We start from the raw sequence: 13,363 nt of genomic DNA, 5'->3' as shown, positions 1-13,363 counted from the left end.
TTTATGCCAGCTCGCTTGGTGGCCGACAGATACAATCGACGATTTGGAGCTCTATCTATGCGCCTGATTGGCAAAGCGCTCACCTTTGACGACGTGTTACTGGTGCCAGCATATTCCCAAGTCCTTCCCAAGGACACCTCCCTCGCCACCCTGTTTACACGTAACATTGCACTGAACCTGCCCTTGGTTTCAGCGGCCATGGACACGGTCACAGAATCCCGACTTGCTATTGCCATCGCCCAGGAGGGCGGCATTGGTATCGTGCACAAAAACATGACCGCACAGCAGCAAGCGGCGAAAGTGGCCAAGGTCAAACGCTACGAGTCTGGCGTGTTGCGTGACCCGGTGGTGATCACGCCGCAGCACACCGTGCGCCAGGTGATGTCCTTGTCCGAGCAATTGGGTGTGTCGGGCTTTCCCGTGATCGACGGCGGCAAGGTCGTTGGCTTGGTCACCGGGCGTGACCTGCGCTTTGAGACGCGTTTTGACTTGCCCGTCAGCCAAATCATGACGCCGCGTGAAAAGTTGATCACCGTGCCCGATGGCACCACCATCACCGAAGCCAAAGTGCTGCTGAACCAGTACAAGATCGAGCGCTTGCTGGTGGTGAACGACGCCTTTGAGCTTAAGGGCTTGATCACCGTCAAGGACATCACCAAACAAACCAGTTTCCCCAACGCCGCGCGTGACGCGCAAGGCAAACTGCGCGTGGGTGCAGCCGTTGGTGTGGGCGAGGGCACCGAAGAACGCGTGGAGCTTTTGGCTCGCGCGGGTGTGGATGCCATCGTGGTGGATACCGCCCATGGCCACAGCAAGGGCGTGATCGACCGGGTGCGTTGGGTCAAACAGAATTTTCCGCATGTTGAAGTGATTGGCGGCAACATTGCCACCGGTGCTGCGGCGTTGGCTCTGGTCGAGGCGGGCGCAGATGCCGTCAAGGTGGGTATTGGTCCTGGCTCGATTTGCACCACCCGCATCGTGGCGGGTGTCGGTGTACCGCAAATTATGGCGATTGACAGTGTGGCGACTGCACTTCGGGGCACCGGGGTGCCCTTGATTGCCGATGGTGGCATCCGTTTCAGCGGCGACATCTCCAAAGCGATTGCGGCCGGTGCTGGCACGGTGATGATGGGCGGCATGTTTGCAGGCACCGAAGAGGCGCCTGGAGAGGTGATTTTGTTCCAGGGCCGCAGCTACAAGAGCTACCGCGGCATGGGCTCGATTGGTGCCATGCAGCAGGGCAGTGCCGACCGTTATTTTCAGGAATCGAGCACTGGCAACCCGAATGCCGACAAGCTGGTGCCTGAGGGCATTGAGGGTCGCGTGCCTTACAAAGGCTCCATGGTCAACATCATTTACCAAATGGCCGGTGGCTTGCGCGCCAGCATGGGTTACTGCGGTTGCGCCACCATTCAGGAGATGCAAGATAGGGCCGAGTTTGTTGAAATCACCACGGCTGGTATCCGCGAAAGCCATGTGCACGACGTGCAAATCACCAAAGAAGCGCCGAATTACCGGGCTGAATAATGCATCAAAAAATCCTCATCCTTGATTTCGGCTCACAAGTCACCCAGCTGATCGCGCGGCGTATTCGTGAAGCCCATGTGTTTTGCGAAGTGCACCCCTGTGATGTGACCGACGACTGGATTCGTGCCTACGCGCGTGATGGCAAGCTCAAGGGCATCATCCTGTCTGGCAGCCATGCCAGTGTCTACGAAGACAGCACAGACAAAGCGCCGCAAGCGGTGTTTGAGTTGGGTATACCGGTGCTGGGCATTTGTTATGGCATGCAGACCATGGCGCACCAACTCGGTGGCATCGTCACAAGCGGACACCAACGTGAGTTTGGTTCTGCCAACGTGCGCGCGCATGGGCGTACCAAATTACTTGATGGCATTCAGGACTTCACCACGCCGGAAGGTCACGGCATGCTGGACGTCTGGATGAGTCACGGCGACAAGGTCACCGAGCTGCCACCGGGCTTCAAGCTGATGGCCAGCACCGACAGTTGTCCGATTGCCGGTATGGCCGACGAAGCGCGTCATTTTTACGCTGTGCAATTCCACCCCGAAGTGACACACACCAAGCGCGGTGCAGCCATTTTGGAGCGCTTTGTGCTCGACATTTGTGGCACCCGCGCCGACTGGATCATGGGTGACTACGTCAGCGAAGCCATCGCGCAAATCCGCGCTCAGGTGGGTGACGAAGAGGTCATTTTGGGGCTCTCCGGTGGTGTCGATTCGTCGGTGGCGGCAGCCCTGATTCACCGCGCCATTGGCGATCAACTCACCTGCGTGTTTGTTGACCATGGCCTGTTGCGCCTGAATGAGGGCGACTTGGTGATGGAGATGTTTGTTGGCAAGCTCCACGCCAAGGTGATTCGGGTCGATGCGGCGGATCAGTTTTTGGGGCATCTCGCAGGTGTCAGCGAACCGGAAGCCAAGCGGAAAATCATCGGGCGTGAATTTGTTGAGGTTTTTAAGGCTCAAGCCCTTGCACTGACTGTGTCAGATGCTTCTAAAATAGGAGCAAAATGGCTGGCTCAGGGCACCATTTACCCGGATGTGATCGAGTCCGGTGGTGCCAAAAACAAAAAAGCAGTGGTCATCAAGAGTCACCACAACGTTGGTGGTTTGCCTGAGCAACTGGGCCTGAAGCTGCTGGAGCCCTTGCGCGAACTGTTCAAGGACGAGGTACGAGAGCTGGGCGTGGCGCTGGGCTTGCCTTACCACATGGTCTACCGTCATCCGTTCCCCGGTCCCGGTCTGGGTGTGCGGATTTTGGGCGAAGTCAAAAAGGAATACGCCGACCTGTTGCGCCGCGCCGATGCCATCTTCATGGAAGAGCTGAACAATTTTGTCGATGAGGCCACTGGAAAAACCTGGTACCAGTTGACGAGCCAGGCCTTCACGGTGTTCTTGCCGGTCAAGAGTGTCGGCGTGATGGGCGATGGCCGTACTTACGATTATGTGGTGGCCTTGCGCGCCGTGCAAACCAGCGACTTCATGACCGCAGACTGGGCTGAGTTGCCCTATGCGCTGCTCAAGAAAGTGTCGAGCCGCATCATCAATGAAGTGCGCGGCATCAACCGCGTCACTTATGACGTTAGCAGCAAGCCCCCCGCCACAATTGAGTGGGAATAACACCGTTCAGATCACTTCCCGGTGGGGAGTGACTGGCGTGGCGCTGCAATAATTGCCCAATGTATTTGCCTCCTCAATTTGTTGCCCAAGACCGGTCTTATGCGCGTGATTTGATCCGTGCGTACCCACTGGCCAGCATGATCTCAGTCGCGGATGACGGCTTGCCGTTTGTGACGCCGCTACCACTTCATTTGCTGGATGAGGGCGATGACTGGTTGCTGTTGGGCCATTGCGCCAAACCCAATCCACACTGGCGCTACTTGCAAGCGCGCCCGCAAGCGGTGGTGACCTTCATGGGGCCGCAGGCCTACATGAGTCCACGTGTCTACCCTGATCTGGCGCGCGTACCCACCTGGAATTACCTGATGGTGCATTGTGTGGTGCAGGCGCGGTTGATTGACACCTTTGAGGATAAAGACCGGTTGTTGAAACACCTGATCGAGGATCACGATCCCACCTACGCCGAGCAATGGCGGGGTCTCGGTGAAGATTTTCAGCACAAGATGATGGCCGGAATCCAGGCGTTTGAGTTGAAGGTGACCCAACTGCATTGCAAGCTCAAGTTGAACCAGCATCGGCCAGAATCGCATGTCGCCCTGCATGCTGCCTATTCAGGTGGCAACGATGATGAGCGCGCCCTGGCCGACTGGATGGAGCGGCTCGGCATGGTGGGCCACGTTCAGGGAGAGGCGTGATGCGCGGATGGTTTGGACTGGTGGGTTTGCTCCTGGCACTGGTCATCGTGGGCACGCTGGTGCGCAAGCAGATGACAGCGGTTCGGGTCACGTTGCCCACGCTGGAAACACCGGCCATTGGGCCAGCAAATGCATCGCCCACACCAGGTAATGTCGCTCAACAAAATCAGCAGATTCAACAGCAGATGAAGCAGGCCGTGGAAAGTGCCATGCAGGCGCGCCCCATGCCGGACGACAAGTGAGCTCGTCTGACGCAGCGACAGATGCGCAGTGGATGCGCATCGCACTGAAGGCAGCGCAGACAGCTCGGGACGCTGGCGAGGTGCCGGTAGGCGCTGTCGTCGTGCACCGCGGTCAAATCATTGGTGCCGGGCACAACGCCCCGATTCACACCCATGACCCCAGCGCCCACGCGGAAATGGCAGCGCTTCGGGCGGCAGCCTTGCATCTGGGCAATTACCGGTTGGATGACTGCGAACTGTTTGTCACGCTAGAGCCATGCGCGATGTGTGCCGGGGCGATGTTGCATGCACGCCTCAAACGTGTGGTGTTCGGTGCATCTGACCTCAAAACGGGTGCTGCCGGGTCGGTGATTGACCTGTTTGCCAACCCTCAGCTTAACCACCACACCCAAGTGCAAGGTGGAGTGTTGGCGCCAGCATGTTCAGAGTTATTACAGGATTTTTTCAGGCAACAGCGGCAACAAAAATCCATCAACGCCAGCCCGCTGCGTGAGGACGCGCTGCGCACCCCGGCGAGCCGATTTGAAGCCTTGACGACCCTGCCCGGCGTGGCGCACCATATCAGCGACCTGCCGGCGTTGAATGGGTTGCGGCTGCACTATGTCGATGCCGGTGCGGTCAATGCGATCCAAGTCACTTTGTGTCTGCATGGCCCTCGCAGTTGGTCGCAGGTGTGGCAGCCTTTCATGGTCGAGCGGGTAGTGCAGGGCGAGCGCGTGCTGGCGCTGGACCTGATTGGCTTTGGCAAGAGCGATAAACCCAAGAAAAAAGCCATGCACACGCTTGCCTGGCATGCTCAAGTTGTTCTGCAATGGATGGAGCGACTGAATTTGATAAACGTGGTGGTGCTGGAGTTGGTGGGTGACGCTCTGTGCGACGATGCGATAAACCAGCATGCTGCGGCCGAGGCGCAGCATGGGTTGCCGCATCAGACACTCGGGCAACTTGTGATGGCGCTGGCGCAGCAGCGAGTTGTTCGATGCGATACGCGCCAACTCCCCCCATTGAAGGCTGACGCCTTGAATGCGCCATACCCTGACGATGGTCACCGTGCGGCCCAGCGCGCATGGGTTCAAAACCCCAGGGCCAAACGCACCACATCTTCTTTCTCTGGCCAGAATACATGAAAAAACACATTTACATCTACTCACCCTCAGGTGCAGTGCGCGACAAGGCCGCCTTCAAGCGCGGCATCAAAAGGCTCCAAGCCTTGGGCCATGAAGTTGAAATTGATGCCGATGCATTGACCAGCTACCAGCGCTTCGCGGGCGATGATGACACCCGCCTGAATGCCATCCACCGGTCAGCTGCCAGTGGCGCTGACGTGGCGTTGATTTCACGCGGCGGCTACGGACTGACCCGCATCCTGCCTGGCATCCATTACAAAAAAGTAGCCAAGGCCATCGACAAGGGCATGCTGTTTGTCGGCATCAGCGACTTCACGGCGTTTCAAAATGCCGTGCTGGCAAAAACCGGCGCCATCACCTATGCTGGTCCGGCGCTGTGTGAGGGCTTTGGCGTGGGCGGTAAGCCTGACACGGTGGGTCATGATGCAGGTGCCAGCTCGGTGCCTGATGACATCATGGAAGCCTGTTTTGATGATTTGCTGCAAGAGCAGGGGGAAGGCACGGGTTGGCGGCAAGCTCTGGAACGCCCACTGGTTGCTACTGATAGTCTAGCTGTCGACGCTTTATATATAGGGGCTACAGCCTCATTTAATGTTAATAATTCAGTTTTATGGGGCGGTAACCTGACCGTGCTGACATCGTTGCTTGGCACGCCATATTTCCCGGATATCAAAGGCGGCACGCTCTTTCTGGAAGATGTGGGCGAGCACCCCTACCGCATCGAGCGCATGCTCACACAGCTGTTACACGCGGGTGTGTTGGCACGCCAGAAGGCGATTTTGCTGGGGCAATTTACCGACTACAAGCTTGTTAGCCACGACCGTGGATTTAAATTGCAGACCGTCATTGATCGGTTGCGGCAAAAGGTCAAGGCACCTGTGTTGACCAATTTGCCGTACGGTCATGTGCAAACCAAGGTGATTTTGCCGGTCGGTGCGAAAGTTGACTTGGGCGTGGATGGGCGTGATGCCTTGCTGGTTTGGGGTCATTTGTAACCAAACCTTGATCAAGTTCACCTAAACTCAGCACACCACTTCAAGAGTTCACTGTTCATGGGCGTTCAATCCACTGTCGTTTTTGCTGACCTGTTTGGTAGCACGGGCGTCTTTGAATCCCTGGGCAACGCCAAAGCCACGGAGGCGGTGACGCAAATCACTGCCTGGTTGGCAGAAAAATTCAAGGCCAACGGGGGCCGTGTCGTCAAGTTTCTGGGTGACGGGGTATTGGTTCTTTTCAAGGAAAACCGTCACGCCCTTGCCGCGGTGGTCGATGTTCAGCGAGCCTATGAGCAGCGCTTGACCTCAGCCGGATCGGGCGTTTACATGCCGCTTCGCATTGGCGTGGCACGGGGTGATGTAGAAATGGTAGAGGATGATTGTTACGGGGATGCCGTCAACATTGCAGCGCGCTTGAGTGAGTTGACGGGGCCACACCAGATTTGGGTCAATGCTGAAGCCATTGGGGGGGGTAAGTTGTCGCCGGATATTCGCTCCCGGTTGCTCGGTCCGATTCATGTCAGAGGGCGAGCGGAACCCTGCACGGTGTACCAGATTGAATGGCAGGAAGATGTCGATTCAGAGTTTTTCACCATCCAGTCGCCGTTGGCCGATGGTTTTGATGCGTCGCAGCGTGATGTTTTGGGCAGTCAGATTGAGTTGTCCTATCTGGACAGCCGCAAAACTTTCAAGGCGTTTGAACTTCCTATGCACATTGGGCGCATGCGCGAAGCGGAGTTTGTGGTGAGTGACCTGCATGTCTCACGAAAACACGCGCGCCTTGACTGGCGCAATGGCAGTGTGGTGCTGACAGACGTCAGCTCTTATGGTTGCTGGGTCAGATTTTTTGGCGGCGGGTCCGATTTGCTGTTGCGCCGTGAAGAGTGTGTGCTGCACGGCCGGGGTGAAATTGCGCTAGGCACACCTTTTGGTGACCTTGGCGCACCCGTGGTTACATTTTCGGTTCGATAGTCTGCGCAGGTGAGGCGACGTCAGTTGCCGAGGATTGAACCCGACGTGCGCCGTCAAAGCGGCGACTCCAGTACGACAAGCCCATGCTTTCCACCCGAACTTCTGCGCCAGGCTTAGGGGCGTGAATGAATTTGCCCTCACCGATGTAAATGCCCACATGGCTGAAGGCGCGCCGCATGGTGTTGAAAAACACCAAGTCACCGGGCCGCAATTCGCCCTGATCGATTTGCTGGGTGGCGGCGGCTTGCTGTTCGGCCTTGCGCGGCAAGATCAACCCAACGGTTTGTTCGTACATGGCTTTGACAAAACCACTGCAGTCAAACCCGGTGTCTGCCGAATTGCCACCGCGTTTGTAGGGCACGCCCAAAAATCCCAAAGCGTTCACCACCAAGTCGGAGGCTTTGTGAGTGACAGATTGACGAACCTGGTCAATTTGACTGAGCAAGCCCTTTTTGGCGAGCAATCGGCCCATGTCATCGGGGATTTCAGGCGGCGCTGCATGTGCGAAGTTAGCCAACAATAAACTCAGAGAGAGGATGGTGGTTCGCAAGGGTTGTAGCATGGCTTGAGTTTACCTGCTTTGCCAGACCAAACTGATTTCTTTGATTTGCACTTAACTTGTTGATTTGTAATTGATTTAAAGGATTTATATGTTCAAGGCATTGCTGTTAGAAAACGCACAGGGCTTTCATGCCAGCTTGACGCAAGTCGATGAATCGCGCTTGCCTACGGGCGATGTGACGATGGCCGTGGCGTATTCCACGCTGAATTACAAGGATGGTTTGGCCATCACCAACACCGGTCCGGTGGTGCGGCACTGGCCCATGGTGGCAGGTATTGACGGTGCTGGCACGGTCATCGAATCAAGCCACCCGAATTGGCAGGTGGGTGACTTGGTGGTGCACAACGGCTGGGGCGTGGGTGAAACCCATTGGGGCTGCCTGGCTGAAAAAGCACGGCTCAAGGGCGACTGGCTGGTGCGCCTGCCAACCGCCTTCACACCGCGCCAAGCGATGGCCATTGGCACGGCGGGCTACACCGCCATGCTGTGTGTGCTGGCACTGGAAGACCATGGCGTGAAGCCGGGCGCAGGTGAGGTGCTGGTGACCGGTGCCACTGGCGGGGTCGGCAGTGTGGCGATTGCCTTGCTGGCCAGGCTGGGCTACACAGTGGTGGCGGCCACGGGTAAGGCCAGTGAAGAGGCTTACTTGAAAACGCTGGGTGCCAGCAGCATCGTGGATCGGGCCACGTTATCTGCGCCTGGCAAGCCGTTTCAAAAAGAACGCTGGGCCGGTGTGGTGGACGCGGTGGGCTCGCACACGCTGGCTAACGCGCTGGCGCAAACCCGCTACGGCGGCGTGGTGGCGGCCTGTGGTTTGGCGCAGGGCTTGGACTTGCCGACCACGGTCATGCCCTTCATTTTGCGTGGCGTCACGCTGGCAGGGGTTGACTCGGTGATGGCGCCGCTGGCCAAACGCCAACGGGCCTGGGACCGGCTGGCGCAAGACCTGGACCTGGCGCTGCTGGAAACCATGGTGCATGAGGTGGCGCTGGACGACTGCATTCCCCAAGCGCAGGCGCTCATGGCCGGGCGGGTGCGTGGTCGTGTCGTGGTGAAAATTCAGGGCTGACACGCACGGTCAAGATGGCCACTCCAAAACATGAAATCGCATTGACCGCGACTAGCGGTGTGCGCTGGGTATCCGACGTAGCGAAATCAAGGAGGAGGCTTGGGCGCAGCGCAAGCCGGGGGACATTCGCGGAGTCGGATTCCCGGCGTGCGCTGCGGGTTACAGCAAGTAGTGTACGCATGGCGGAGGGCCTTTTTACGTATTACTCGAATTCGTTTTATATAAGAAATAGGCCTATAGCCCTTATTAAATAAGCGTAGGTAGCTATTTTTTCAATAGTGTTTTTGATGGGTTAATGTGGATTGACTGCCCTGCGGTTTAATCACGCTTAGATTTGTTCCCTTATTTATAGAAAGCCCGCCATGCTGCTTGATGCTGAACTCTCCCAATTGGTGCTCGTGGATTACCAAGCGCGCCTGATGCCCGCCATTTTTGAGGCCCCGCTGGTGCTGGCAAATGCAGTACGACTGGCGCAAGCCGCCAAATTGCTGCAGGTGCCGGTGTGGGGCACCGAGCAAAATCCGTCCAAATTGGGCCAGAACCCACCCGACATACGTAGCTTGTGCCAAAACACGCTGGCCAAAATGCAGTTCAGCGGGGTTGAAGAAGGTTTGGGCGAATGGTTGCGTCCGCCCATGAAAGCGCCTGCCGGTAATGCGCGCAGCCTGCCCAAGCATTTGCAAAAACCGTCCAACACACCCACCGAGCGCAGCAGCATCGTGATCGCCGGCTGTGAAGCGCATGTGTGCCTGATGCAAACAGCCTTGCATTTGCTCGAAGATGAGTTTGAGGTGTGGGTGGTGACCGATGCCTGCAGTTCGCGTACTGAGCGCAACCGCGACGCCGCGTTTGACCGCCTCGCTGGTGCTGGCGCGGAACTGGTGACCACGGAGATGGTGGTGTTTGAGTGGCTTGGCAGTGCCGAACATCCGCAATTCAAAGCGCTGCATTCTTTGATTAAATAAGGCGCTAGAGCTTATGCTTAAAGCGTGAGTAGCTACTGAATATGAAGCATTTAGCCCTTACCCACACGGGATAAAAATTTTTGAATGAATTAGGCTCTGGCCCTTGTAAATATTGCGCAAGTAGCTATTTAATTCATACTAATTGGCCGTCCACAATCTGAATCTGCCGTATGCAGCGCGCAGCCAGCGCAGGGTCATGCGTCACGATCAGGCAAGCAGACTGTTGCTCACGGTTGATATTTTCCAGCAACTCAAAAATATCGTTGGCGCTGTGGGTGTCGAGGTTGCCTGTGGGCTCGTCGGCCAGGATCAGGCGCGGGGACAAGGCCAGCGCACGGGCGATGGCCACGCGCTGCTGCATGCCGCCCGAGAGCTGTGCCGGGCGCTTGTGCGCTGCGTCCTTGAGACCCACTTGGGTCAGGAGGCGCATGGCATCGTCTTGGGCCCGGGCTGTGGGCCAGCCGTTGTCGATGATGGCTGGCATCATGACGTTTTCCAGTGCACTGAACCCCGGTAGCAGGTGGTGAAACTGAAAAATGAAGCCGATGCTGCGCCCCCGCAAGTCGGTAAGCCGGGCATCATCCATCTCGGATGTGTTCTCGCCATTGATGAACATTTGCCCACTGCTGGCATGCTCCAGCAGGCCAATGATGTTGAGCAGCGTGCTTTTGCCCGAGCCGGATGGGCCCGTCAGTGCCGCAAACTCGCCTTCGGCAATGACCAGGTCAATGCCGTGCAGCACTTCGGTGACCACCGGCGTGCCTTCACCGTAGCTTTTGCGGACTTGTTTTAACTCGACGATGTGGGCCATGTCAGCGATGGGGTGGGTGTGGCTTCAAGGCTTTGTCGTTGGTGGTCACGGGCGTGGGCCAGCCATCAAATGCGAATGGCCTGCACCGGGTCGAGCCTGGCGGCGCGGCGGGCGGGCAGGGCTGCAGCCAGCAGCCCCACTGCCAGCGCCATGGCGCAGGTACTGAGCACCACCGACACATCCAAATCTGGGCTGACCAGTGCCGAGCCATCAGCATTGCGCGTGATTTTGGAGAAAAATTTCAGCAGCCCCAGTGACAGTGCTGAACCCAGTGCCGATCCCATCAAGCCATAAAAGCCACCTTGCAGCAAAAACACTGACATGATGCGCCACGGGCTGGCCCCCATGGCCCGCAAAATGCCGATTTCCTTTTGCTTTTGCACCACCGACACCACCAGCACGCTGGCAATGCCCACCGCCACAATGGCGGTGACAAAGGCGCGGATCAGGTTGTTGGACACGCTCTGGCTTTTCAGCGCCGAGAGCAACTGCGCGTTGGTTTGCATCCAGCTGTCCACACTCAAACCCGTTTGTGCCTGCAAGGGCCGCGCGATGCTTTCGGCATCAAACAAGTTGGCCACGCGTAGGTCAATCTGGGTGATGCCGCCGGGCAAGTCCAGCAGGGTTTGAGCAACTTTGACACTGGTGTAGACCCAGCGCCGGTTCAGGTCGCGGTTACCGATGTCAAAGATGCCGGTGACGCTGAACAGGTCATCGCGGCCATCCATGGTGACCAGCCGAATCTTGTCGCCCACCGTCACGCCCAGGTCTTTGGCCAGCTCCACCCCGATCACGGCGTGCGTGCCACTGACATCAAAGCGGCCTGCCTTAAGGTATTTTTCCATACGCACAATGCGCTGGTAGGCCTGTGCATCGACCCCCATCATGGAAATGGCCTGGCGGGCATCGGCCCGTGTGGCAAAGCCCGCGCCTGAGAGCATGGGTGAGACGGCCAGCACGCCGGGGGTTTGTTCAGCCAGTTTGGCTACTGCCGCCCATTGGTCAATGGACTGCAGGCGTTGTGCGCGGGGTTGGATGATGGCTGCCGTCTGCTCGGATGGCAGGGTGGTGTGGTTCACGGCTTGCGGCGCCTTGAGCACGATGTGGGCCTGGCTGCCCAGAGTCTTGTCGATGATGGACGTCTGCAGCTGGCTGATCAGGGTGGTCAAAAAGATGATCACTGCCACACCGCCAGTCACGCCGGCCAGAATCAGCACCGTTTGCATGCGCCCTTCACGCAAGTAACGCAGGCACACCATCGGGGCAAAGGGCAGGCGCAGCATACGGAAAGTCACCGCATCACAGGCCAGCACACCCGGGTGCTGGCGTCTTGCGATGGCATGAATGGAACGTTGGTCATGCGTTTCTTACTGAGTCAGTCCAGGAATGGGTTGTGCGTTGCCGCGGGCCACAGGCTCGCTTTTCTGGCGTACCTTGTCGCCAGGCGCTGCCGTCGTGGTGGGCAAAATCACACGGTCGCCGACGGCCAGGCCCTTGAGCACTTGCGTGGTGCCGATGCCTTGCAAACCCAGGGTCACGTCCGAGCGCGCCGCACGCCCATCTCGTTCAACCAGCACAAACGCGGCACCACTGGCGTCGCGGCGCAGCGCGTCGGTGCTCAGCATCAGGGCATCGGGCACCTGTGCGGTGATGATTTCCACGCTGACGGTCATGTCGGGGCGCAAAAACTCAAGGGCCTTGTCGACGCGCAGTTTCAGGTCAACCGTGCCGCGCAACGCATCCACGGCAGGTGCGATGGTGATCAAGGTGGCAGGAAATGGCTGCTCCGGGTAGGCATCGGCGTTGGCGCGAGCGGATTGGCCCAGACGGATGTACTTGAGGTTTTTCTCGTCCACACTGGTTTGGATGCGCGTCTCAGCACCGCTGACCAGCGTCAAAATCACGCGCCCGGCTTGTGCGGTGTCGCCAGGGTCGGCGCTGCGGCTGATGACGTTGGCCGCCACTGGCGCGCGCAGGCTCAAGCTGTTGAGCCGGGTGGCTGCAGCGGCTGCGTTGGCAGCGGCTTGTTCAAGGCGGGCCTGCGCGGCCGTGGCTTCAGCGCCACCGGCCTGGTTGCCCTGGGCCTGTGCGGACGCTGCCAGCACTTGGGCCTGGGCACTTTGGGCCAGGCGCATGGCGTCATCCAGGCGGGACTGGGAAATGAACCCTTGCTTGAGCAGGTCTTGCGCGCGGGACAATTCGCGCTCAGCCTGCACGGAGGCGCTGCGCGCTTGCGCCAGTTGCTGCAGGCTCACCGGCACTTGAACTGTCTTGAGTTGGCGCAGTCGCGCTTGGGCCTCGTTCATGGCGGCCTGCGCCAGCTTCAAATTGGCTGCGGCCTCATCGCCCTGCAGGCGCACCAGCACTTGACCTGCTTGCACGGTGTCGCCCTCGCGCACCAAAATGCTGTCAATGCGCGCAGTGGTTTGGCTGGCTATGTCCATGCGCGCCACGCTGTCAATACGACCGCTGGTCACCACCGACTGAACCATTGGGCCTTGCGCCACCCGAACCATGTCTACCGCCTGACCGCGCTGCGTCCATGCGAATACCCCCGCTGCAACGATCAGCAAAGCCCCAGCCCAATAAAAATGTGTGCGCTTGAATGTCATGGCGAGGATTGTGCGGCATGGTGCGCTTGGGGCTTTGTGCGCTTACCCACGAAGAATTGCCGGTCAAAGGCTTTCGGCATGTTGGTAAGCATTTCAACGCAGCCCCATCCTTGCGAGCGTTCAGGATGCTTTTCTGCGACCAAGTCAGGGCCGTGCAAGCTCACCGTTCA

The 13,363-nt window shown here is 58.3% G+C and carries 13 protein-coding genes; 9 read left to right on the top strand and 4 right to left on the bottom strand.

The window, feature by feature from the left end; genetic code table 11:
- The first annotated feature begins 57 nt into the window (after positions 1-57).
- Genes guaB through PHQ58_RS01980 form a run of 7 tightly spaced genes read left to right on the top strand, consistent with a single transcriptional unit; the run spans position 58 to position 7,174 of the window.
- Positions 58-1,527, top strand: a complete 1,470-nt coding sequence (guaB, locus tag PHQ58_RS02010; RefSeq protein WP_300106210.1) for an IMP dehydrogenase — start codon at positions 58-60, stop codon at positions 1,525-1,527.
- Positions 1,524-3,143, top strand: a complete 1,620-nt coding sequence (gene guaA / locus PHQ58_RS02005) for a glutamine-hydrolyzing GMP synthase (RefSeq protein WP_300106693.1) — start codon at positions 1,524-1,526, stop codon at positions 3,141-3,143. Before guaB ends, guaA begins: the two co-directional genes overlap by 4 nt.
- 59 nt (positions 3,144-3,202) lie before the next feature.
- Positions 3,203-3,838, top strand: a complete 636-nt coding sequence (locus PHQ58_RS02000; protein WP_300106209.1) for an FMN-binding negative transcriptional regulator — start codon at positions 3,203-3,205, stop codon at positions 3,836-3,838.
- Complete coding sequence (locus tag PHQ58_RS01995; protein WP_300106207.1) at positions 3,838-4,080, top strand: hypothetical protein; 243 nt, start codon at positions 3,838-3,840, stop codon at positions 4,078-4,080. The genes PHQ58_RS02000 and PHQ58_RS01995 overlap by 1 nt, the downstream gene beginning before the upstream one ends.
- Positions 4,077-5,207, top strand: a complete 1,131-nt coding sequence (tadA, locus tag PHQ58_RS01990) for a tRNA adenosine(34) deaminase TadA (protein ID WP_300106206.1) — start codon at positions 4,077-4,079, stop codon at positions 5,205-5,207. Before PHQ58_RS01995 ends, tadA begins: the two co-directional genes overlap by 4 nt.
- Complete coding sequence (locus PHQ58_RS01985; protein WP_300106204.1) at positions 5,204-6,202, top strand: LD-carboxypeptidase; 999 nt, start codon at positions 5,204-5,206, stop codon at positions 6,200-6,202. Before tadA ends, PHQ58_RS01985 begins: the two co-directional genes overlap by 4 nt.
- A gap of 57 nt (positions 6,203-6,259) precedes the next feature.
- Positions 6,260-7,174, top strand: coding sequence for an adenylate/guanylate cyclase domain-containing protein (locus tag PHQ58_RS01980; RefSeq protein ID WP_300106202.1), 915 nt, complete (start codon positions 6,260-6,262; stop codon positions 7,172-7,174).
- On the opposite strand, the gene PHQ58_RS01975 is transcribed toward PHQ58_RS01980, so the two are convergent.
- Entirely contained in the window at positions 7,155-7,724 is a 570-nt protein-coding gene (locus PHQ58_RS01975) for a C40 family peptidase (RefSeq protein ID WP_300106201.1), read from the bottom strand. The genes PHQ58_RS01980 and PHQ58_RS01975 overlap by 20 nt on opposite strands.
- 100 nt (positions 7,725-7,824) lie before the next feature.
- Between PHQ58_RS01975 and PHQ58_RS01970 the strand changes: the two genes are divergently transcribed.
- Both PHQ58_RS01970 and PHQ58_RS01965 read left to right on the top strand, forming a co-directional pair.
- On the top strand, positions 7,825-8,805 hold the full coding sequence (locus PHQ58_RS01970; protein ID WP_300106199.1) for an MDR family oxidoreductase: 981 nt from the start codon (positions 7,825-7,827) through the stop codon (positions 8,803-8,805).
- 362 nt (positions 8,806-9,167) lie between these two features.
- Entirely contained in the window at positions 9,168-9,770 is a 603-nt protein-coding gene (locus PHQ58_RS01965; protein ID WP_300106198.1) for an isochorismatase family protein, read from the top strand.
- Positions 9,771-9,903: 133 nt separating this feature from the next.
- On the opposite strand, the gene PHQ58_RS01960 is transcribed toward PHQ58_RS01965, so the two are convergent.
- From PHQ58_RS01960 to PHQ58_RS01950, 3 genes are all read right to left on the bottom strand, one after another.
- A complete protein-coding gene (locus PHQ58_RS01960; RefSeq protein ID WP_300106196.1) occupies positions 9,904-10,581 on the bottom strand; it encodes an ABC transporter ATP-binding protein in 678 nt (225 codons plus the stop codon).
- 65 nt (positions 10,582-10,646) lie between these two features.
- Positions 10,647-11,864, bottom strand: coding sequence for an FtsX-like permease family protein (locus PHQ58_RS01955; protein WP_300106194.1), 1,218 nt, complete (start codon positions 11,862-11,864; stop codon positions 10,647-10,649).
- A gap of 84 nt (positions 11,865-11,948) precedes the next feature.
- Positions 11,949-13,193 carry an efflux RND transporter periplasmic adaptor subunit gene (locus PHQ58_RS01950; RefSeq protein WP_300106192.1) on the bottom strand — a complete coding sequence of 415 codons (1,245 nt, stop codon included), beginning with the start codon at positions 13,191-13,193 and terminating at the stop codon, positions 11,949-11,951.
- Between the last annotated feature and the right edge of the window lie 170 nt (positions 13,194-13,363).

This window comes from Rhodoferax sp., from assembly GCF_028688795.1.
In the GTDB taxonomy this organism is placed as follows: domain Bacteria; phylum Pseudomonadota; class Gammaproteobacteria; order Burkholderiales; family Burkholderiaceae_C; genus Rhodoferax.
This window is presented reverse-complemented; position numbering and strand designations above follow the sequence as displayed.